General features: G+C 33.3%; 15 protein-coding genes. 9 read left to right on the plus strand and 6 right to left on the minus strand.

Annotated elements, in window-relative coordinates; all coding sequences use genetic code 11:
• Positions 1–600: 600 nt before the first annotated feature.
• From HPY57_08305 to HPY57_08340, 8 genes are all read left to right on the plus strand, one after another.
• The gene (locus tag HPY57_08305; GenBank protein NPV11775.1) at positions 601–2,703 is read left to right on the plus strand and encodes a hypothetical protein; all 2,103 of its coding nucleotides are present in this window, start codon (positions 601–603) and stop codon (positions 2,701–2,703) included.
• A gap of 5 nt (positions 2,704–2,708) precedes the next feature.
• The gene (locus HPY57_08310; GenBank protein ID NPV11776.1) at positions 2,709–3,692 is read left to right on the plus strand and encodes a PorV/PorQ family protein; all 984 of its coding nucleotides are present in this window, start codon (positions 2,709–2,711) and stop codon (positions 3,690–3,692) included.
• Complete coding sequence (locus tag HPY57_08315; GenBank protein ID NPV11777.1) at positions 3,689–4,420, plus strand: hypothetical protein; 732 nt, start codon at positions 3,689–3,691, stop codon at positions 4,418–4,420. The genes HPY57_08310 and HPY57_08315 overlap by 4 nt, the downstream gene beginning before the upstream one ends.
• Before the next feature lie 8 nt (positions 4,421–4,428).
• Positions 4,429–5,133: a hypothetical protein gene (locus HPY57_08320; GenBank protein NPV11778.1), complete on the plus strand. Its 705-nt coding sequence runs from the start codon at positions 4,429–4,431 to the stop codon at positions 5,131–5,133.
• A gap of 38 nt (positions 5,134–5,171) precedes the next feature.
• Complete coding sequence (locus tag HPY57_08325; GenBank protein NPV11779.1) at positions 5,172–6,317, plus strand: family 10 glycosylhydrolase; 1,146 nt, start codon at positions 5,172–5,174, stop codon at positions 6,315–6,317.
• 20 nt (positions 6,318–6,337) lie between these two features.
• Entirely contained in the window at positions 6,338–8,257 is a 1,920-nt protein-coding gene (locus HPY57_08330) for a family 10 glycosylhydrolase (protein ID NPV11780.1), read from the plus strand.
• Positions 8,258–8,330: 73 nt separating this feature from the next.
• Positions 8,331–11,051, plus strand: a complete 2,721-nt coding sequence (locus HPY57_08335; protein ID NPV11781.1) for a DUF5018 domain-containing protein — start codon at positions 8,331–8,333, stop codon at positions 11,049–11,051.
• Between the two features lie 1,172 nt (positions 11,052–12,223).
• Positions 12,224–12,751: a T9SS type A sorting domain-containing protein gene (locus HPY57_08340; protein ID NPV11782.1), complete on the plus strand. Its 528-nt coding sequence runs from the start codon at positions 12,224–12,226 to the stop codon at positions 12,749–12,751.
• Between the two features lie 1,308 nt (positions 12,752–14,059).
• Here HPY57_08340 and pepT read toward each other — a convergent pair.
• Positions 14,060–15,307: a peptidase T gene (pepT, locus tag HPY57_08345; protein NPV11783.1), complete on the minus strand. Its 1,248-nt coding sequence runs from the start codon at positions 15,305–15,307 to the stop codon at positions 14,060–14,062.
• A 799-nt stretch (positions 15,308–16,106) separates the two neighbouring features.
• Between pepT and recG the strand changes: the two genes are divergently transcribed.
• Entirely contained in the window at positions 16,107–18,284 is a 2,178-nt protein-coding gene (gene recG, locus HPY57_08350) for an ATP-dependent DNA helicase RecG (GenBank protein ID NPV11784.1), read from the plus strand.
• Positions 18,285–18,416: 132 nt separating this feature from the next.
• On the opposite strand, the gene HPY57_08355 is transcribed toward recG, so the two are convergent.
• From HPY57_08355 to HPY57_08375, 5 genes are read right to left on the minus strand one after another with little or no spacing between them, the layout of a single operon-like run.
• Positions 18,417–18,959 carry a thioredoxin family protein gene (locus HPY57_08355; protein ID NPV11785.1) on the minus strand — a complete coding sequence of 181 codons (543 nt, stop codon included), beginning with the start codon at positions 18,957–18,959 and terminating at the stop codon, positions 18,417–18,419.
• On the minus strand, positions 18,956–19,864 hold the full coding sequence (locus tag HPY57_08360) for a hypothetical protein (protein NPV11786.1): 909 nt from the start codon (positions 19,862–19,864) through the stop codon (positions 18,956–18,958). Before HPY57_08360 ends, HPY57_08355 begins: the two co-directional genes overlap by 4 nt.
• A complete protein-coding gene (locus HPY57_08365; GenBank protein ID NPV11787.1) occupies positions 19,861–20,172 on the minus strand; it encodes a DUF1844 domain-containing protein in 312 nt (103 codons plus the stop codon). Before HPY57_08365 ends, HPY57_08360 begins: the two co-directional genes overlap by 4 nt.
• A 39-nt stretch (positions 20,173–20,211) precedes the next feature.
• Positions 20,212–22,290 carry a hypothetical protein gene (locus HPY57_08370; GenBank protein ID NPV11788.1) on the minus strand — a complete coding sequence of 693 codons (2,079 nt, stop codon included), beginning with the start codon at positions 22,288–22,290 and terminating at the stop codon, positions 20,212–20,214.
• The gene (locus HPY57_08375) at positions 22,287–24,194 is read right to left on the minus strand and encodes an ABC transporter ATP-binding protein (protein ID NPV11789.1); all 1,908 of its coding nucleotides are present in this window, start codon (positions 24,192–24,194) and stop codon (positions 22,287–22,289) included. The genes HPY57_08370 and HPY57_08375 overlap by 4 nt, the downstream gene beginning before the upstream one ends.
• Positions 24,195–24,281 lie beyond the last annotated feature (87 nt).

Genomic DNA, 24,281 nt, shown 5'->3' on the forward strand with positions numbered 1-24,281 from the left:
AGTCGCCAAAAGAATTAAGTCGCGTAGCGCCGACCTATTTGTAGCGAAAAATAGTCGTCCGTTGAAAAGATAAGTCGCATAGCGACGGTCTATTTGTAGAAAGATTAATGAGCAGTCGAAAGAATGAAATCGCATAGCGATGGCCTATTTGTAGAAAGATTGATGAGCGGTCAAAAGAATGAAGTCGCGTAACAACGACCTATTTGTAGAAAGAATAATGAGCAGTCGAAAGAATGAAATCGCATAGCGATGGCCTATTTGTAGAAAGATTGATGAGCGGTCAAAAGAATGAAGTCGCGTAACAACGACCTATTTGTAGAAAGATTAATGAGCAGTCGAAAGAATGAAATCGCATAGCGATGGCCTTTTGTAGAAAGATTGATGAGCGGTCAAAAGAATGAAGTCGCGTAACAACGACCTATTTGTAGAAAGATTAATGAGCAGTCGAAAGAATGAAATCGCATAGCGATGGCCTATTTGTAGAAAGATTGAGAGCCGCCAAAAGAATGAAGTCGCGTAACGACGACCTATAATTAAAATATGACTAATAATTCAAAATCGAACAAATTCTTAAAAAAATTTTTTACATACGGAATGAATATGCAATTCATACACAATAAAAAAACTACTATTGTGACTTTAATAATATTATGTTTTCTCACTCAAATTCCTTTAATAGCTCAGGAAATTGAATCTCCTGCGCTGGTATTCAACCGTGGAATGTTGTGGAATAGCGTTTTCTTTGGGAAAATCGGGCCTAATTTCAGCAATTGGGGACGCAGGGGAATTGGACTCGATTGGCCCGGATTTGATGAAAGCTGGATAAGAGAAAACATTGGCGGACCTCCATCACATCTGGTTACTGGTGGTTTCTGGATTGGTGCGAAAAAATCAAAGGACTCAATTATCGCAGTTGAAGATTGGTCAATGTATGCATCTACTGTTTCCAATGAACCAGGTGCGAAATATATCGTCACAAAACATAAGCATCTTTTTAAAAATGGAGAAAATTACTGGCTTCAAAAAGATCCATCGCAGGGTGAAGAGGTAATCGAGACAATTTGGGAATATAATATCAATTACACTAAAACAGATGATATTGAACGACAACTTCCCGTTCGTGTTAGCCGAAAAGCTCACCAATGGTCAGGTTCAAAACGAGATGAAAATTATATCATCTATGAATACATAATTAAAAATATCACAGACGAGATCAAAGCAAAAGATCCAACCAGAATTAGTTACGATACTCTTTATGGTGTCCACATTCTCCTTTGTTATGCTCTGCATATCAATTCAAGATCCTGGAATGTTTTATTCCCAACTTTAACAGCTGGTGCAAGAAACAGCTGGTTCTTTTATGACCCTGCAAGAAAAATGATCTGGGGGCGAGCAGGTGATTATCTCGAAACTCCAGCTAACGAAGAATTTGGTCTTTCATATACGCAAGGTCCAATTGTAAATGGTAAACCTACAGGTGAATATCTTGCGCCCGGATTTGTTGGATTGCGTTTGCTTTATTCTTCACCTGATACATTCAAACAAGCAACACGAGTTGCAAAATACGGCTGGTCAGCAGCGAGTAATTCGATCGATCTTTCTGGTCCTTTTACAAATATTGGTACACTCGAAGCCAGATATAAAGTTTTGCAAGACCCAGCAAATGCAGCAAGTTTCCTTCAAAATCCTGCTGATACAGTTTTTATGCGCCGAAATAGAATGTGGTCGTTAATGTCTTTAGGTCCATGGACAATTCCTCCAGGTGACTCAATTGTAATTGCAATTGCAGAAATTGTTGATGGAGTGGATTACAAAATTGCAATTGATACAACTTACAAAGCATCTTACATTGGAACTCAAGGTTCAAGAATTTTCCAATCAACCGCTGATAAAGCAAAATTCACTTACGATCAATACAGGAACCCAACAACAGGTCAATTAACAGGTAATGGATTAAATCATCCAGATCCGCCGGCAGCACCAAAATTTACTGTTGATTACTATAGAGAACGTGAAAAATTCGTCGCTAACGTTCTTGAATGGGGAGATGAAGCTGAACAAATTCCAGATCCAGATGATGGATTATTCGATTTAGCTGGTTATAAAATTTACCGAAGCTGGTATTTACCAATTGGTCCGTGGGATTCAGTTGGTGTTGTTTATAAAGGCGATCCAAAAAATTATGACCCTGTAAAAAGAAAATACACTTTTATTGATTCAACTGTACAAATTGGAACGAATTACTATTACTCAATTACTTCATTTGATACAGGAAGAGCATTCTGGAATATCAATCCCTCAGCCAGATTTCCAGAAACAAATTCAAATAGAGTTCCACCACTCGAATCTTCGATTTTTGCAAATCGAACTATTTATCCATTTAAATCAACAATACCGGCATTTAATCGACTTGACGAAGTTTTAGTTGTACCAAATCCATTTATTATTGGTGCAGGATTTTCTCAGCCTGGTGCTGGAGATGAAATTCAATTTGTCAATATTCCTAACCCTTGCACGATTAGAATTTATACACTTCGCGGTGATCTTGTAAAAACAATTGAAGTCAAAGAAGGCACAGGTGCAATTGTTGGCTGGAATCAAGTAACAGATTATGGGCAGTTTGTTGAAAGTGGTGTTTATCTCTATCACATAGATGCACCGGGAATTGGAAAGAAAATCGGAAAATTTGCAATTGTCAGGTAATAAACATGAATGAAAAAATTCTTTATCGTAAAGTAACTTCAATTCAGTTTAATTTTATTCTAATTTTATTTTTCATTTTCACTTTACTCTCAGAAAGTTATTCTCAGACATTTCGAAAAACTGCAACAGCAGGATTTGTTTTTCTTGAAGTTCCTGTCAACGCTCGAACCACAGGACTTGGTGATGCAGGAATTACTCTCCCTGATTTAAATTCTGATGGAATTTTCGTCAATCCTGCAATTTGTGGCTTTACAAACAAAGCCCATAATTTTTCTTTCTTCTACTCACCTTATTTTGCCGAGATTAAACAATATGCTGCGAGTTATTCTTATAACTCAAATTTTGGAGTTTTCTCAATTGGTGCATTGATGTTCGATTATGGTTCAATGCCGAAAACCCAAAAAGTAGCAGGCCAGAGAGTTTATGAGACAATTGGAAATTTCAACTCTAATGCTCTTGCCTTTGCACTTTCTTATTCGAAAATGTTGACGGATAAATTTTCTTTTGGGATTTCTCTTAAATATGTCAATGAAAAAATTGATATTTATAATGCAAATAATTTCGTTCTTGATGGTGGAGTTTTTTATTACACAGGGCTGAAAAGCTTGAGAATTGGAGCTGTAATTCAAAACTTTGGGACAGATGCAAAATTCATAAATGACCCGTTTAAGATGCCAGCTGTTTTGAAACTCGGTGCCGCAGTTGAAATTATTGGTGATTATAGTTCTGACTATCGTTTGACTTCAATTGTTGAAGCGATACACCCAAACGATGGTGATGAACGATTAAATACTGGATTAGAAATCTCCTGGAAAAATATGTTCTCAATTCGTGGTGGATATAAATTTTTCTACGATGAAGAAACTTACTCATTTGGTTTCGGAATAAATGGTGAACCAATCATTCCTATTTCATTTGATTTTTCAATCTCTAACTATGGAAGACTTGGAAATATTCTCAGATTAACTTTGCAGGCTGGAATTTTATGAACAACAAAAAAACTTCATCTCTAATTTTAATCTTATTATTCACTCAATATTCAATTGCTCAGTTCAAACTTTCTTCAATTTCATTTTACACAGATTATTCCTATCCGCTAAAGAAGAGATTATTGGTTACAAAAATTGATGCAGTTGGAGGCGGAGCGGAAATTTCGTTTTCAATCCATAAAAATATCGAATTAAGTTTTTCGGGAGGCTATAGTCTTTTTTCTCTTCAGCAGGATAGTGCAATTCAACAATGGAACTGGAGGTTTTACACGGAAAGATACGCTGGTATTATCAGAGATAATTTAAGAGCAGACTCAACCCTTGCAGCATATTTGAATCCAATTCAGAAAATGGATCTTGTACCTTTTCAAGTTTCATTAAAAGGGAATTTTCAACCGATTAAGAATATTTACATAAAACCACAGATTGGCGCAGGAGTATATTTTTATACAAGAAGATTATATCTCGAAGAAACCTGGCGAAAGAGATTTGATGAAGCTAATTATACATTTGAATATAGTTACAGAAATTTTGCAACTAATAAATATGGAAATCCAATTGGTGTATTTGGCTCAATTGAATTCGACTATCAACCATCAGAAATTTTTTCTGTTGGAACATCTTTTGGTTACAACTATTTCATCAAAACAATTGGCAAAATGGGTTTTGATCAATTCCCAATCGATGACTACTTCAACTTTAAAATTTATCTAACATTTTTATACTGAGATGAAATATGATTAAAAAAACTTTTCTGTTATCGCTCATATTTTTCATTTCGATTAATTTAATTGCTCAGGAGAAAATTTACTTTGCAGGACTGAGCGGTTCTTATCTAATTCCTGTGGGCTCATTAAGTTACCGCTTCAAACCTGATGGCGGAGTTTCTTTATTTGCGGGCTACAAATCAAGTGAAAGTTGGGAGTGGTTCGGTAAGTTTGAATACATCAGTTTTATGAAAGAGAACCGAGATAATTTGAAAATTAAACGGAATGTAAATCTCGGTGGAACAGAAGAAACTTTAATTTTTGATTTACCAAAACTTGAAACCGACTTAAAAATTTTCGGCATTTCAGCAAATGCAAATGCTAACATTTTAGATCTCAATTTTTTCAAGAGTGATTTGACATTTGGATTTGGAATTTATCGATGGGAAAGCGGAAGGAGTGGCTACTTTGATACTTTAAGAGTTGATAGATCTGGAATTACTTATGATGCCGTTATTCTAAAGGTGCCTCCTCTTAAGCAACTTGATTGGAGCGGTGGGTTTAATGTTGGTTTAAATATTTCTACAAAAATTATTGAACCTCTCTGGTTTGAATTCAACGCAAACTACAAAGCAGTTATCGGAGAACTATGGGCAACTCTGGATCTCGACCTTGAAAATGTGAGTGTCTTTCAGATGTATGAATTAAGAGCGGGAATAAGAGCTCGTTTCTGAAAGACATTTTAGCATCAAAACAAAAATTGATTTATATCATGATCTCTAGATTTAAAAAAAATCTCGAACTAAAAACGTTTATCCTGATATTCCTTCTCCTTACTAACATAAGTTGTTTTTCCCAGAGTGAAGCAATACGGGGCGTCTGGCTAACGAATGTTGATAGTGATGTTTTAACTTCTAAGTCAAAAATTATTGAAGCAGTAAATTTTCTTGATGAACTCGGCTTTAATACCATTTTTGTTGTTGTATGGAACAAAGGAATGACCCAATATAATTCTAAAATAATGAAAGATTTTACAGGTTTAGAACTGGACACATTGCTGAAAGATTTTGATCCGCTACCAGTTTTGATTGATGAAGCTCACAAAAGAAATATGAAGGTGATTGCTTGGTTTGAATTTGGATTTGCAAGTTCATACAAACAAAATGGCGGAAAGATTTTAAAATTAAAACCTCACTGGAAAGCAATTGATGTTAACGGAAATTTAGTTTCGAAAAATGGTTTTGAGTGGATGAATGGTTTTCATCCTGAAGTTCAAAATTTTATTCTTTCATTAATTAAAGAAGTTGTGACTAATTATAAAGTTGATGGAATTCAGGGCGATGACAGATTACCAGCAATGCCTGTCGAAAGTGGCTACGATGATTACACAATTAATCTTTATAAATCGGAACACAATGGTCAAGAGCCGCCAAAAGATTTTCGTGATTCGTTGTGGGTTGATTGGCGTGCAAAGAGATTAAATCTTTTTATGAAAAAAATTTATGATGAAGTAAAATCAATTAATCCGAATTTGATTGTTTCAATGGCTCCGAGCATTTATCCCTGGAGCAAGGAAGAATATTTACAAGATTGGCCTGAGTGGTTGAAGTCTAAAAATGTGGATTTGATTTGTCCTCAATTATACAGATATAAGATAGAAGATTATCAAAAACTTTTAGTTGATATCGTTGAAAATCAAATCGATAAACAAGATTTGAGAAAATTTTATCCTGGTATTTTGCTCAAGGTTGGAAGTTATTATGCCTCACCTGAATTAATAAAAAATAAAGTTCAGCTCAATAGAGAATACGGAATTAATGGAGAAGTTTTTTTCTTTTATGAAGGATTGAAAAAATATCCAGAGTTATTTAGAGAAATCTACAAAGAAAAAGTAAAGTTTCCTGATTTTGGTAATTAAAAAATCTAAGTAAGTATAAAATGAACAATAAAATAAAAATTCTAATCTGGATTCATATAATTATCATAAGTTTCAACTTAGAACTTCACTCACAGGTTCAAGAATTAAGAGGTACCTGGATCACAAATGTCGATAGTTATGTTCTTTTTAACGATCGATCAATTGCTGAAGCAATGGACTATTTAGCTTCAATAGGAATAAACACTGTTTTTGTTTGTACATGGAACAAGGGCTACACTTTGTATCCAAGTAAAGTTATGAATGAACGATTCGGAATCCCAATCTGGCAAACATTTGCGGGAAGGGATCCATTGGAAAAAGTCATAATAGAAGCTCATCGCAATGGAATAGAAGTAATTGCCTGGTTTGAGTATGGGCTTTCGCCATGGTATGCTCAAAATGCAAATGATAGCGGTCACATCATAAAAAAATATCCGCATTGGGCATCACTTGATCGAACAGGAAAATTTGCAACTCGTGAAAGTCAATTCCCGCAGTTCATCTGGATGTCGGGAATAAATCCTGAAGTCCAGGATTTTATGATTTCTCTTTTTACGGAAGTAATAGATAAATATGATGTTGACGGTGTTCAAGCTGATGACAGATTACCCGCAATGGCAATTGAAGGTGGTTATGATTCTGTGACAGTCTCAATTTATAAAGCTGAAAACAATGGTGCCTCGCCACCTTATGATTTTCAAAACTCTCAATGGAAAAGATGGAGAGCAAATAAGCTTAATCAATTCTTCAAAAGACTTTATGATTCAGTGAAAGTTCGTGGAGATTATTTAATTGTATCATCCACACCGAGTGTTTATCCATGGGGATACGAAAATTATCTTCAAGATTCAAAAACTTGGGTTGATTCTGGTTATTGCGATACATTTATGCCTCAGCTGTATCGATATGATTTTTCATCATACTTATATGAATTAAATCTTGCTTTGAGTTATGTTCCATTATCAAAAAGACATATTTTCTTTCCTGCTGCTTTAATGAAAATTGGAAGTTGGTTGATTTCTCCCTCATATTTATTTAATGTTCTTCAAGCTAATAGACAGAGAAATGTTAAGGGAGAATCCTGGTTTTTTTATGAGGGCTTAAGAGCAAACAATAACTTTTTAGGCGATACATTAAAATCAACTTATTATTCTCAGCAAGCTCAATTACCATACAGACAGGGACAAATCTGGCGCCCAAAAGGGATTATGAATGATGATACTTCAAATACTACAATTAAAGTCGGAAAGTGGAATTCATTCCCCGCAGGTGGTCATTCGAGCGGTTTTTCAATGACAAACGATACTTCTTATGCATCAATTGAATACTTTGTCGATGTCCCTTATGATGCTTATTATCATCTGTATGTTTATATAGTAACAAACACAGTTAATACGACAAGAGCAAGATATACTGTTTATCATCAAAATGATTCATCGTTATTTTATGTTAATCAGATGACTACTGCGAATGCCGGCTGGTATAAACTTGGTGATTTTTATCTTACAAAAGGAAATAAGAGAATTCTTAAACTTGATAATTATGGAATTGAACCTGGAAAATATATTACTTCAGATGCTGTGCTTTTACTGCTTAATAGAAAACTCTCACCTGATTTAATTATTACAGCGGTTGAAGAGAAGTCATTCACGAATTCTGATAGAGAAGAAAATAAAAGTCTGGTTTCAGTCTATCCAAATCCATTTAATTCCAAAACAAAAATTCGATTTATTGTTAGAGAAAATAATCAGTTTGTTTCGCTTAAAATTTTTGATTTCACAGGCAGGGAGTTAGTAAGATTAATCAATGAAAATGTAAAGTCAGGTGAATACGAAATTGATTTTGATGCGGGCAAATTTGGTCTTTCATCCGGAGTTTATTTTGGGAATTTAATGATAGGTAATAAAAGCAGGTCATTTAAATTTCTCTACTTAAAGTGAGCTTTTTTGAGATTTATGATAAAACTATTTTTGTATAAGAAATAAATCAAATAAAAACAAAGGAGAGCGTCCTATGAGACGAACAATACTTACAATATTAACTGTTCTTTTGTGCGTTAGTCTTGCACAAACTCAATCTTTTCGCTACTCAACTATCTGGGAAAAATCCCAAGCCACAGGAACTATGCCAAGTTATATTGGCACAAGTCATACTGAACGAGGTTCTGCTTACGGTGTAGTAGATGGGCAGGAAAAATTATTTTTAGTTTCAAGATTGGGAACAACAAAAGTGTTGGTACTTGATCCTGCAACGGGAGATAGTTTAGGCGTCCTTGATATTACAGGTGTCTCTGGAGGTACATTTATTCTTAATGATGTCGAAGTTTCAGCTGATGGGAAAATTTTTGCATGCAATCTTACAACAGGAACCAATACTACCTCTTTTAAGGTGTACCGTTGGGATAATTTAACAGCTGCACCAGTAAATGTAATTGATTTTACAACTACAACGGGCTACCGTTTAGGAGATAAAATTACAGTGGTTGGAAGCACAGCAGATAATTCAATCACAATATGGGCAGCTGCTGCTTCTCAAAATAAAATATTCCGTTTCAATACAACCGATAACGGAAATACTTTCACTGCAACTGAAATTACTTTGAGTGATGGTGCACAGGGAACAGTTCCAACTGTTGCACCAAAAGGAACAGGAGCTGTTGGATTTTATTTAAATTCTGCTGGCAGAAATGTAAAAGAATATGATGCAAGTGGAAATCTTTTAGCAACTCTTCCTGGTGAAGTCGTTGCAACTGGAAGTACCGCTATGGATTATGTTGAATATGGGGCCAAGAAATATCTCGCAGTTTTTAATTATGGAACTGGCAATGAAAATATCAGACTTGTTGATGTAGCTGATGGATTAGCAAACGGAAAATTGGTTTTTGTAACTTCATCACTCGGTACAAATGCAAATACAAACGGTACAGGTGATGTTGACTTCAAAAATAATGGTGACGGAACATTTGATCTATTTGTCTTAGGTACAAATAATGGAATTGCTCGTTATAGAACAAAACTTTATGCAAATGTTACATTTAATGTAAATATGAAAGTTAAGACTGCAAAAGGTCTTTTCAATCCTGCTGAAGATTCATTGGTAGTTAGAGGAACATTCAATAATTGGAGTGGAAATGCTGATCTTTTGCTCGATAGTGATGGTGATACTGTTTATACAATTACAAAAGGATACTTAATTGCAGGTGATACAACAGAATTTAAATTCGTGATCCTAAAAGATAATCAAGAAATATGGGAAAGTATTTCTAATAGAGTAGTTGTATTCCCAGAAGGAAATGTGACTTATGATTTCTATTTTGATAATGACTCAGTAATTACAGCTCAAGCTCAGGTCACATTCAATATCAACATGCGTGTAGCAATTCTGAAAGGTAAATTCACTCCATCAAGTGATTTGGTTGTAATTCGCGGCAGTTTCAACGGGTGGAGTGGAAATGCTGATCAATTAAGCGATCCAGATGGTGACTCAGTCTACTCAATTACAAAGACATTCAATGTTGGTGATAATCTTGAATTCAAGTTTGTCATTGTAAGAGGTGGACAGGATTTCTGGGAAGATCAAATTCCAAACAGAACTTACACAGTTCAGGCAGGAACAAATGTTTATGATGGCGGCTACTTCAATAATGACAGTGTGTATGTTCCACAATTTCCAATTCAGTTTACCTTCTCCTGCAATATGGAATTAGAGCGATTAAGCGGAAGATTTAATCCAGCCACAGACACAGTTTCCGTAAATGGAACATTCAATGGCTGGACATCGAAGGCATGGATACTTACACCAAATCCATTAAATCCAGATTTGTATGAAGGAACCTGGACAATTAATGCAGGAGTAGGTGAGAGCATTGAATTTAAGTTCTGGTATACACCGAATAACTGGGAAAGCCGACCAAACAGAGTATATACATTTACACAGGATGATATCAATGCAGGAGCGGTGTTTTACAGTGGTTCATTTAACGATGCAAGCTTGGCGACTGTATTAAATCAGCCTGCAACGATTAAGTTTACAGTTAATACCAATGGAGCGATATCGATAATCAATGGACAGCCATTCCCAGTAGTTAATACAGTACACATAGCAGGAAGTGCATTGCCATTGCAATGGCCACAGGGTGGATGGCCCAATAGTGATTCGACAGTAATGATAAGATTGTATGATGATGGGACAAATGGAGATTTGGTAGCAGGCGATAAGATATTCTCGAGAGATATTACATTCCCGCAATACACAATATTGAGAGTTGAGTACAAATATTCAATCAACTTTGGAGATGCTGCAAATAATGGTGGAGGAAATGATAATGAAGCTGGCTTTGCACAAAATCACATTTTGAATATGACGAGATTTATGACAGGAGCGACAACGGTTGATACATTTGGAAGGATGGGAGATTCATATTTGACAAACATTACAGGAGTTAATGATCAGTCAGTTACAAAGCCGACGACATATTCATTATCACAGAACTATCCAAATCCATTCAACCCATCGACAAGGATTAAATTCACACTTCCAGAGATGACAAGAGTCACATTGAAAGTTTACAATGTACTTGGTCAGGAAGTAGCGACAATACTTGAGAACAAGGAATTGCCGGCAGGTTCTTATGATTATGAATTTAATGCTGGTAATTTGACAAGTGGAACCTATATTTATCGATTAGTTGCTGGCAATTTTGTTCAGACGAAGAAGATGGTTTTGATGAAGTAAAGCAAGTTTGATAATCAACGAAAAAGCCCTCTGATTTTCAGAGGGCTTTTTTGTTTTAAATGTATTATTGCTTTACAGATTTAATAATTAGATGATTTTCAAATTTTTGTTTTAATTTTTAAATAAATTTTCAACAACTGCATAAAGCTATTCATTATTATTTCCTTCATTAAATTCTTTTAATTCAATTTTATCATTAAGATTATCAGCATCAGTTTTTGTCAAGAAGAATTTATAATTATTTTTTTTATAACTATTGATTCTCTTTAATATCCTTCACAAATAATTCTTAATGGTTTAATGAAACTTCCACAAACTTAGAGTTTTGTCTATGATTAAGAACATAAAAATCAATTTTTAATTATTATTATCATCATTTGAAATTTTTTGATGAAAATATTAAAATCACAACAAGAATTTTAATAGGAGGAGTTATGAAAACCAAATTATTTGCATTCCTTTTTTTGTTTAGTAATATCTTAATAAGTCAAAATTTTGACAATCTTCTTATCAACGATTTAATACTTGATAATGAAAAAATTTTTGTTATAGGAAGTAATTACGACAACTCTCTTCAAGTTGTAAAAGTTGATATTAATACAAATCAACAAACCATTATCTTTAAAAAAAATTATATACCTGATACAGTTGTTGTTGTCGGCTATAAAACACTATTATCTGGTGATACTTTAATAATTCCTTATATACTTATTACAAACAAGCAAGAAGATTTTATATTGCATTTACATAAAGATGGTACCGTTATCAAAAATAATCGAATGCCATTTCCAATTGGTTTATTCAAATATTTAAATAAACCAATTTTAATCACCTATAATACCACCTTAAAAATTTATAGTTATCCCGAATTAACTCTTTTAAAAAGTTTCCCTGATATAAATGTAGATATAACTACCCTAGATCCCAATTCTGACTTTAACAAGATGATCATATACGACGACGGCAAACTAAATTCAAGAATTATTGTGATAAATAATTTTAATGATTCTTTAAAAATTTTTAAATTTAGCAACCAAGATTTTAGATTAAGAGGCTATTATGAAAATGGAAAAATATTTGTAGCTTCTTCAATCTTTCCCAATGATACTGTTTATGTAAATTTATATCTCATTGACTCTACTTTTTCCATATTGAAAAAGAAAGAAAAAATTATGAAAGGATTTGTTAGAGCTGTATTAAAGATTAATTTATATTACGTTTTAGTAAATGATCCTGTGACTAATTTTAGTTATATTTTAACTCTTAATGAAAATCTCGAAGAAGTAACTAGCAGAATCAAAATAGCAGGATCTGGGCACGTAATGACTAATAATAATTCACATATTTTCGTTGCAGTAAACAAACCGAGAAACCTTTATTCTTTTATTCAAAGAATTACTTTTTTTACTAATGTAGAAGAAGATAAAGCTAAAAACATTTTTCAGCTTTATCAAAATTATCCTAATCCATTTAACTTATCGACAAGGATTAAATTTACACTGCCAGAAATGACAAAAGTTACCTTAAAAGTTTATAATATTCTTGGTCAGGAAGTAGCGACAATACTTGAAAATAAAGAATTGCCATTAGGTTCTTATGATTATGAATTTAATGCTGATAATTTAGCAAGTGGAACCTATATTTATCGACTAGTTGCTGGCAATTTTGTTCAGACGAAGAAGATGATTTTGATGAAGTAAAGTGATTTGATGATCAACGAAAAAGCCCTCTGATTTTCAGAGGGCTTTTTTGTTTTAAATGGTAATGCAAAATAAACTTGAAGAAGTATTAATTGAATAACAATGAATTCCAATTGAAAAAAGAAAAAGAAAAAAAGAAACCTGTAATGGCTCAATGTGATTAATATACAATTACATTGGGGTAAGGGTACATTTATAACAATCCTAAAAATGTCTGAAACGAATAACCAATGAACTCACCAATGGATGTGGATAATAAATTAAAAAATAAAAACCCGCAGGGGTTTAATGTGAATAGTCCCCAATCGCATTGGGGGTAAATGAGAACCGCAAAACTAAGAACCCCAAAGGGGTTCAATTATAACAGAAATTGTTTTAAACGATTAAAAATATTCCATTCCATATCAATCATCAAAAAAATAAATTCTCACATTCAACCCCTTCAGGGTTGAATTTTTTATTGATATTATTTCCCCGAGTGCAACTCGGGGTTAATCATATTCAACTCCTTCGGAGTTGAGAAAATTATTCAAAATATGAGTTCGGTTTAATTTCCGCGAATAAAAAATCAAATCAAGCATGTATGAAATTCTTATAGAAAAATCAATTTTACATAAAATAACAAAATACCGAATGGGTGAAATTATTATACATAAAATTGCAAGCCAAAAAACAAAATCCTGAAAGGATGAAATTATTATAGATAAAATTGAAAGCACAACAAAAGACAAAATCCCGAAGGGATGACATTATGTCTAACATAATGAAAGAAAAAATTTCAGATAAATGGAATTTAATGTTCTTATAATGTCACTCCTTTGGAGTTTTAATTTTTTTCATATAAATTTCGTTCTATAATAATTTCACCACTTCGTGGTTAATTATTTAGCAATTGATTACAATAAAGAGGATAATAATAGAAGCCAAATAGCAAATTTAATTGAGTAGAATTTTATTCTTGTAGATTAAAATTCGCTCATTTTATCTGCCAATCAGAAAAACTAAATCCAGAATGGATGATATTATTATAGAAAAACAATTAAACATAAAACAACAAAATCCTGAAAGGATGAAATTATCTTCCACAAACTCAGGGTAAAATTCCGCTGTCATACTGAGTTCATCGAAGTATGACAGAGAGTAAACGCACATTTTCAGAAGTTACAGTCATCCTTCGACAAGCTCAGGATGACATTTCCTTTGACAGGCTCAGGATGACAATCCCTGTGACAAAATCTCAGGGCGACAAATCACTGTCAGGTTAAGCAAGATCGAAGCCTGACAAAAGAAATAAACAAAAAACATTAATTAACTTTTTTCTTCCCAGATTTGACAGAGATTAACAATTACATCAACTGCTTTTTGCATATCCTGTACTGAGATCCATTCCAATCTTGAATGAAATGCATGTTCACCCGCAAAAATATTTGGACAGGGCAATCCCATATAAGAAAGTCTTGAACCGTCTGTTCCGCCGCGAATAATATTTAACTTAGGTTTTATCCCGGCTCTTTCAACAGCCTCGAGTGCATATTGAACAACCTGTGGATGCTTATCAAGAACATATCTCATATTTCGATAAGATTCTTGAACTTCAAACTTAAAACTTGCCTTAGGATATTTCGAGACGATTTCTTCTGCAAGAGCTTTAAGAAAGGCTTCTTTTTCTTTTAGTCCTGCTTCTTCAAAATCTCGAATTAGAATTTTAATAGTTGTTACATCAACTCCTCCGTTTACAACATAAGGATGGACATAACCTTCTCTTCCTTCCGTTGTCTCGGGTGAAAGAGAATCTTTTGGAAGTGCATCTATAAAATCAGCAGCAATTTTTATTGCATTGACCAATTTATTTTTTGCATAACCAGGATGACAATTAAAACCTTGAATTGTTAGAATTACTGTGTCCGCACAGAATGTTTCGTTTTCTATTTCACCAAGTGACTCCCCATCAACTGTATAAGCGTATTTAGCACCAAATCTATCCAGTCTGATTTTTTCTGTTCCACGTCCTACTTCTTCATCAGGAGTAAAACAAACTTTGATAGGTCCATGTTTGATTTCAGGATGTTGTATTAAGTAACGCATTGCATCAACAATTTCTGCAAGTCCAGCTTTGTTGTCGGCACCGAGTAGTGTGGTTCCATCAGCAGTGATTATGTCGTTGCCGATTTGTTCTTTTAAATCTGGATGTTCTTCTGGATCAATTACTTGAGTCGGATCTGCAGGCAAAACGATTTTTCCGCCGTCATAGTTTTTATGAATAATTGGATTTACATTTGCTCCGCTTACTTCAGGGGATGTATCCATATGAGCTAAAAATCCAATCGGAGGTACATCTTTGTCTGAATTTGAGGGAAGTTCAGCGTAAACATAACCGAACTCATCGAGTTCAACATTTTGCATTCCAATTTCTTTTAATTCGTCGGCAAGAATTTGACCTAAAATTTTTTGTTTTTCTGTTGATGGAAATGTCGTTGATTCCTCAGATGATTGAGTATCGTATTTTACATATCTGAGAAATCGTTCAACAACTGTGTAATCTTTATTAGCTGTCATTTTATCCTCTTTTTTGTTTTTAATTGAAAGCAAATTATCAAGTGGAAATGTTTTATCAAAGATGCGCGCAGATTAAAGAACGATGCTTTATTACATGATTTTATCTTTCAATTGAAGTATACTGAATTAAAGAGGAAAATTAATTAAACACAGATACGCAAAGAACGCAAAGTTTCGCAAAGATTAGATATTCTAATTTTAGAAAGAAGTTGTATTTATCACTTAAAAAAATCCTGAAAGAATGGAATTATTATAAAAATGAAGATGCAACAAAAAAGTTAAAATCCCGAAGGGATGAAATTTTTGAGAAAAGAACGAACGAATAAATTAAAACGCAGAGCCGCAAAGAACACAAAGGTTCGCAGAGATTAGATATGTTAATTTTAGCAAGAAGTTATATCTATCACTCAAAAAATCCTGAAAGGATGAAATTATTATAGGAATAAAGATGCAACCAAAAAATTAAAATCCCGAAGGGATGACATTTTTGAGAAAAGAACGAACGAATAAATTAAAACGCAGAGCCGCAAAGAACACAAAAGTTCGCAGAGATTAGATATGTTAATTTTGGAAAGAAGTTATATCTATCACTCAAAAAATCCTGAAAGGATGAAATTATTATAGAAATGAAGATGCAACAAAAAAGTTAAAATCCTGAAGGAATGACAATTTTTAGAAAAGAACGAACGAATAAATTAAAACGCAGAGCCGCAAAGATTACAAAGAATCAAACCGAAAATTATTAATTACCATTCATCAAAATATTTTATTTATATTTTTGTAAAAATTTTAAGAATGTATGTTAAAGATTGAACGGGATAAACTTCCATCATTAAAATTTATAAAAGGAGTTGGTGAAGCTCGGGAAAAAATTTTAAATGCTTTAGGCATTCATACAATTGAAGATTTATTATTCTATTTCCCTTATCGATATTATGATAGAACAACTGTCATTCCCATTGTTCAAGCATACAGATTAATCCACTCCGGTTCGGAAGAAGAGGTAACTTTTGTCGGTAAAATAAAATCCATCAATAAAATTCAAACATCAAAAAGGCAGATACTACAGATCATCTTGAGCGACGGCTCGGCAAACCTAAAAATAATTTTCTTCGAAGGGATTCATCTTTTTCAAAAAATTTTTTCTGTCGGACTTGTTGTCGCTTTCTCTGGCAAAGTTCAATCGGGTTTGGATGGAGAACCAGTTCTTTACCATCCTACTTTTGATATAATTAAAGATGAAGAAGATTTTGATTTTCAGAATACCGGAAGAATTGTACCGCAGTATTCTTTGAGAGGAATTTCACAGGCAAAAGCAAATGCTTTTGGTTCTCATACTTTGAGGAAGATAATTCAGAATGCTTTAAGCAATTATTTGGCTCTGATCACAGAAACTTTGCCAGATTATATTTTAAGAAAATTTAATTTAATGAGTCTCATAAGAGCAGTTAAAAATCTTCATAATCCTGAAAATTTTGATCTCTTAAATAAGGCCCGCTATCGAATGAAATTTGAAGAGATCTTTTATTACCAGATGATTGCAGCAATAAATCGAAAAGCTCTTAAACAGCTTGATGAATCAATTAAATTCACAAAAGTAGGGGAGAATGCTCGTTACTTCATTGAGAAGAAATTACCTTTTGAATTAACTGAAGATCAGAAAAAAGTTATTAGAGAAATTTATAATGATTTTAAGAGTGGTTATCCAATGAACCGATTGCTTCAAGGTGATGTGGGAAGTGGTAAAACTCTTGTTGCATTAATTACCGCACTCATTGCAGTTGATAATGGTTTTCAAGTTGCAATTATGGCTCCAACAGAAATTCTTGCATTTCAGCATTACAATTATTTCACCAATCTGCTTAAAGACTTGCCGATTACAATAGGACTTCTTACCAGCAGCACTCCAAATTCCATCAGAAAAAAATATTCAAAGATGATTGAAAACGGTGAATTACAAATATTAATCGGAACTCATGCTTTAATTGAAGATAATGTGCAATTTCAAAATCTTGGTTATGTGATTATTGATGAGCAGCATCGCTTTGGTGTGGTTCAAAGAGCAAAGCTCAAAATGAAAGGTCGAAACCCACACTTACTTGTGATGACAGCCACACCAATTCCAAGAACTTTAGCTCTTACAATTTATTCGGATCTGGATGTTTCAATAATTAAAACAATGCCTAAAAACAGGAAGCCAATTAAAACTCATGTTATTACTCCAGATAAAAAACCAAGTCTTTATGATTTTATCCGGAAAGAAATTGCAAAAGGTAATCAAGCCTACATTATTTATCCGTTAATTGAGGAATCGGAAAAAATAGATCTGGAAGATGTGATTTCTAATTTTCAAAAGTTGAAGAACGAAATATTCAAAGAATTTAATGTTGGGATGATTCACGGAAAGCTGCCGTCTGAAGAAAAAGAGGATATAATGAATAGATTTAATGCTGGTGAAATTCAGATTTTAGTTGCGACATCGGTAATTGAAGTTGGAATTGATAATCCAAACGCGACGATTATGGTAATTGAAGAGGCACAGAGATTTGGTCTTTCACAGCTTCATCAGTTAAGAGGGAGAGTCGGGAGAAGCGATAAACAATCGTATTGTATTTTAATCTCTGAAATTGAAGTTGACGATGTCAGAACAAAAACTTTATTCGATTTAAATAATCAAACCAGTATTGCGAGAGAAAGACTCAAAGCGATGAAAAAATATTCAGATGGATTTAAGATTGCAGAGATTGATTTTAAGCTTCGTGGACCTGGAGATATTTTCGGAACCAAACAGAGCGGTATACCAGAATTTAAATTTGTAGATATCTTTTCAGATCAAGAATTAATAGAAAGAGTTCGAGACTTTACTTTTAGTTTGATAGAAGAAGATCCTGATCTTGCAAAGCCAGAACATTTAATTATCAAAGAAGTCATAAAGAAGAAATATTCAGCAAGAGAGTTTTTATCCACAATTGCGTAAGAAGTTTAATACCTGTTCAATTAAAAAATTCAAATACTTAATAAACCACTCTTATTAGTTTTTAATTAGATTCATTTGATAGCTTAAAGTGTAAGCAAACTTTTATTAATACCTTTTCCTAAAAGTTTTTTATCACTTCTCGTTAATATTTTTCAGAATATTTAATATATCTCGCTCGAGGGTTTCAGTTGGTGTCTCGATGATTCTACCAATTTCAGAATCGTTTTTATAAAAAATGAAGGTAGGAACTCTTTCAATTACAAATTGATCTATGTCGAAACCTTCTGCTTTTTTCTTCCTGTCAACACAATAAAGCTCCAAATTTTTGTAATCGAAATTCAATTCATCAAGGATTTTATAAAATCTTGGTACCTCTCTTCTGCTGTCACTGCACCAGGTTCCCATCACGCAAACAATTTTAATTGAATCAAGATCAATTAATTTTATTACTGAATCTTCAGGAGTGTAATAGTCATATTCTGCTTCGAACCACCAGGAGAAAGAAGTGTCTTTTGTTAAATTTTCTCTCGAGCATAAACCAATCAGCATCGGTTTGCTAGATTTTTCGTCTGTTATGATAGAAAATGATGATGAACTTTTATCCTGTGCATTTAAGCTAATAACTAATTGGAAAAGAAAACTTAAAACAATGAAAAATTTGAAAATGATTTTCATTTTTTATCACCTCTGTTTTGTTCTCTGATGTCAATTCCCCACATTAATTTTTCTCTCAATGTTTGGAAATAATCTTTATTTTTTCTTTTGAAGAGTTTCAAGACTTTGTCTGACTTTCTGATGATCATTTTAACAGGTGGTTTGATTTTAAAAGTTTGTTGACCATCTCTGTTAATCATCACAGTTTCATAAAAAGATTTTGCTTCAATTTTTATTTCAGAACTTGCTGGTATTACAATGGGACGAACGGTTAAAGTATGCGGACAGATTGGACTCAAGACAAAAGAATCCAATTCAGGTAAAAGGATTGGACCTCCGGCTGAAAGTGAATAACCGGTTGAACCTGTAGGCGTTGAAATTATCAATCCATCTGAGCGGTAAGTAGTCAGAAATTTACCATCAACCCATGTATCAATTTCAATAATTCTTGACCAGCCACCTTTTTCAATTACAAAATCATTAACGGCTATAAACTTTTCTGATTTATGACCAACGATTTTTCCTTCCAGAAGAATTCGTGTTTCAATCTCAAAATCATTTTTTTCGTATTCATCAAGTACATTCATTAGATCATGGTAATTTATGTCAGCTAGAAATCCGAGTTTGCCAAAATTTACACCTACAAGAATTGCATCCGAAGCAATTGCATATTGAGCAGAATAAAGCATTGTTCCATCACCGCCGAAGGAAAGGAGCAAATCAATATTTCCAGCAAATTTTTTTTCGTCGAGTGATTTTACAGATTTAAGCAATTTGTTCTTTTCGAGTTCAGATTTTACGAAGTTAAAAGTTGAACTGCTGAGAATAATTTTTCTATCTCGATGTTTAGAATTTTCTTTCAGGAATTCAACTAAAAAATTAGAAATGTCGTATTTGGTTGTGTTTGCAATTATGCCAATTCTCAAGTCTTAGCCTCTTCTTTCTTGTCCTGTTTTTCTTTGCGATCTTTTTCAAGTTCGTCAACATAATTTAATTTCAAGTCTTTGCTGATTTGAGTTAATAATCGATCTTCTTCATCAGATAAATTGCCCTTTGTTTTAGCTTTGATCATATCAAGCATATCAATTGCGAGTTTTGCTGCTTCGAGGTCTCGTTCAATTTTTTGTGTAATTGGATTTGGGAGTTTGCCAAGACCGATCCAGGCTGATGTTTGAAATTGTAAAATCAATTGAAAGAACAGCTGATCGTGAAGGTTTTTATCCTGATCTGCCATATCTTTCCTCCGTTTTTTATTTAATAAAATATAAAAAGACTAATCTTTCATCAATTTCTGGATTGTTAAACTTAACCCAACAGTAAACCAGAGCATCGTAGCTATTTCATGATCTCCAAAGTTGTATTCAAAAAGTCCGCTCGTACAAATTCCAATAAACGCTGCTAAAAGTCCTTTAGCAAGAACATTGTAAAAGTTTTTGTTCTGAGAGAGTTTTATTGTTTCGATGTGTATGAAGAAAATTTTTATTAAAAGGAGAATGAAAATTATAAAGCCGAAAATTCCGAGTGTGGCTAAGATATGAGTGTAATTATTGTGAAGATGCCCGTATGTATATTTGTCAAAAGGTTCACGATATTTTTTATACATCTCATTGAAATCAATATTCCCAACTCCAAAGATTGGATAATTTGAAAAAATTCTAAAAGCAACTTTAATTTGATTCATTCTTTCAATATTGGATGGATGATAAGGATCATAAATTGAACTTAATCTGCTTCGATAAAAGTAAGTCGCAATCCACTTATCGTTCTGTCTAATTAGTCCCGAAATTTTTTCGGTGAACTTGTGAAGTTCAAAAACATTTCCATGAATGTTTATCAGATAAATTTTGCCGCCGAAATCAGTAAATATTATATCATCACCATAAAATCTAATTATATTAGCTAAAACCTTTGTCTGAATTCCTCGAATTACTTTTGGCTTTGAAGGATTGCTGATATCGTAAATTTTTATTCCTTTGGTTCCGTCACCAATTGCAAGTAAATTACCGTCAATATGTAAAGAAGCAGGAACGCTTTCCGTTTTAATTTCATCAATCAATCTGATGTTTGAAATATCTGAAATATCAAAGACTAAAAACTTTTTATCGTCAATTAAAGCATACAGGTAGTTGTCTTTAGCCTCAAAACCGATGAACACTATTTTTGATTTACCATTTGAAAGTGAAAAAGATGTTACATAAACGGGCTTTGCCGGATTTGAAACATCGATCACTTCAAAACCATATTCACCCTCTGACATAAAGATATAATTCTTGTGAACCAAAATAGAGCGTACAACATTCTGAGGAATAATTGATGAAATAATCTGAATTGAGTCATCTTCAGGATTTAAAATTAAAACTCTCGAATCAAGCAGCAGTGCAAAAAGTAATGTGTCGCGTGTAGCTATTGCTCTTGCTGGTGAAGGTGTGTGTAATTGCCCTTTAAATATGAAAGTGGTGTCCAGCATTTTCCATCTTGTAATTCCCGCTTCATAGTCAGCTACAAAAAATTCTCCCTTTAGTGTATCAAGACCATTTGCTCTGCCTTTTGAATTGAGAACATTGAGTTGTTCTAAAGATTTTTTTGAAGGATTTATTTTGAAACTTGCAATTTGACTTGTTGTCTGAGTTAATGAGAAAAATACTCCGACTAAAACAGCAATTGCACCAACAAATACCCATCTTTTATGAAGCAAAAACAAAACAACAACACCCGCAATTGTTCCGAGCCATGCTGCTCTTGTATAACTTGAAATTAATGATGCAGTTGAAATCAGTATTGCAATAATTAAAATTATTTTGTAACGAAGCTTATTGTCTTTGAGAAACAAAAATCCAACAAGAATAATTGTCACAATGCTCATCAATCCACCGGCTGTCATCACATATTGAAATATGGAAGGACCCTTCAGTTCTTTTGAATATAATTGATAGATATAATATTGATAGGCAAAGAAAAGATAAACAGCCATCCCTAACACAGCAAAGATCAAAAACGCATAAACAATTCTTTTAAATCTTTTTTCATTCCTCAAATAATAAATTGGCATATAAACAACAGGAAGAAGGATTGCCCTCTTAAAAGTATTATGAAAAGCTTGAGCTGAATTTTGAGAAAGGATTGCTGAAATTACTTCAGACAAAATCAAAAGAATGAAAAAAACTTCGAGACCTGTTGATTGCTTTTCAAATTTTTTTTGAACCAGAAAACGAGTTAATAAAATTAGTAACGCGCCAAAATATCCGATTTGATTCACAAATATTGAGGTAGTAAGACTTGCTGCAAATATGAAGAGAAAAACAAAACCCGCTCTATCTAAAATTTCAATTGTTCTTTCTGAATTTGATTTCATTCCTGAACCTCATTAAAGCGAAATTGAAGTGAATAAAGTCGGTAATAAAGTCCATCTGTATCCTGAATTAATTCTGCGTGAGTTCCCATCTGGACAATTTTACCTTCATCAATTACGATTACTTTGCTGGCGTTTCTAACAGTGCTTAATCTGTGAGCAATTACAAATGTTGTTCTGTCTTTCATCAGATTTTCAATTGCACCTTGAACTAAAATTTCAGATTCGCTATCGAGTGCTGAAGTTGCTTCGTCTAAAATCATAATGGGTGGATTTTTCAAAAGAGCTCGTGCAATTGAAATTCTCTGTCGCTGACCACCGGAAAGTTTCAAACCTCTTTCACCAATAATTGTATCGTATCCCTGCGGAAGGTCCATTATAAAATCGTGTGCATTAGCTGCTTTTGCTGCGTTAACAATTTCTTCAAATTCCGCATCTTCCATACCATAACTGATGTTGTTTTTAATTGTATCGTTAAAAAGGATTGGATCTTGAGTAACTATTCCAATGTGATTTCTTAATGATTTTAAATCGTAATCTCGGATATCAACTCCATCAATGTAAATAGCTCCTTCGGTTACATCGTAAAATCTTGGAATTAGATCGACAAGAGTTGTTTTGCCGGCGCCGCTTGGCCCGACGAGCGCAGCAATTTCTCCTCTTTTGACTTCAAATGAGATATCTTTCAAAATGTACCTGTGACTTATATCATAATGAAAAGAAACTTTATCGAAAACAATTTTATCATTAAATGAGATGAATGGAATAGCGTTCGGTTTATTTTTAATTGTAATTGGTTCATCAATAATTTCAAAAACTCTCGATGCTGCTGCTGTAGATTCCTGAATTCGATTTGCTACATTGCTTAATTCTTTAATTGGCGGCATTATTTGAAAGATGATAAATAAAAATCCAAGAAACTCGCTTGCCTTTAATGTGTGAGATTCAAGAACCTGAATTCCGCCATACCAGATTATCAAAACACCGGCAAGGATACTGAAAAATTCAGTAACAGGCGGCGCGATATTTCTTATCCGAGTAATTCGTAAAATGATTTTGAAGAAATGATTAGTTAATGCAAAGAAATTTTCGTCTTCTTTTGCTTCCATATTGAAAGCTTTAACGATTTTAGTGCCGTAAATTTTTTCCTGGAGGAAAGATGTCAAATCAGCCATTTTACCCTGAAGCGTATAACTCTGCTTATAAAGTTTAACGCCGAGCCAGCTGATAATTGCAAGAGAAAAAGGCATCACAACAAGAGAAAGCAAAGTTAACTGCCAGCTGATAGCAAGTGCGAGTAAAAGAAAAACAATCACAAGCAAAGGATCTTTAGTAAGAGTTACAAAACTCGCTGAAATGCCTGTGTTAATCATCGTGATGTCGTTTGTAATTCTGGAAATGAGATTACCGATTCTTTCATTCGTGAAATACTTAAGTGAAAGTTTATTGAGATGAGAAAAAGTCTCATTTCTTAAATCACGAATAAAGCCCTGTTCAATGTAAGCCATCAAATAAGACTGAACATAACCGAATAGCCCTTTCAGAAAAAATGTTATAAGGATTAAACCACAAATTCTTAAAAGTGATTCTCTTTTTGATGGTCGATCAATAAATGAGTAAAGATTTTCAGATAAATTTCGTTTAATGCCTGAGAGGAAACCGCCGCTCTTAGCCTGCGTCTCTATTTTCTGACTGAGTTCAGCAGTGGGAGAAAGATTTTGTTCAGCTTTTAATTCAGTTTGAAAAAGTGTTTCAAGTAAAGGAATGGTTAAATAAATTGAAAGTCCGCTGAAAACGGTAAAGAAGACAGAAGTTATAAGAACACCAATCAGATGACGCCAGTAAGGTTTTAGATAACTTAAAATTCTGAAATAAACTTTCCTGCGGTTTAGAGTTTCATTGTCCATTATTCTTTTGAAAATTCATTGATTATCATTCAAAAATACTTAAATGAGCAGTTAAATATAAATGGAAAAGAGAATAATAAGATGTTG

The organism is Ignavibacteria bacterium (assembly GCA_013177855.1).
GTDB lineage: Bacteria > Bacteroidota > Ignavibacteria > Ch128b > Ch128b > Ch128b.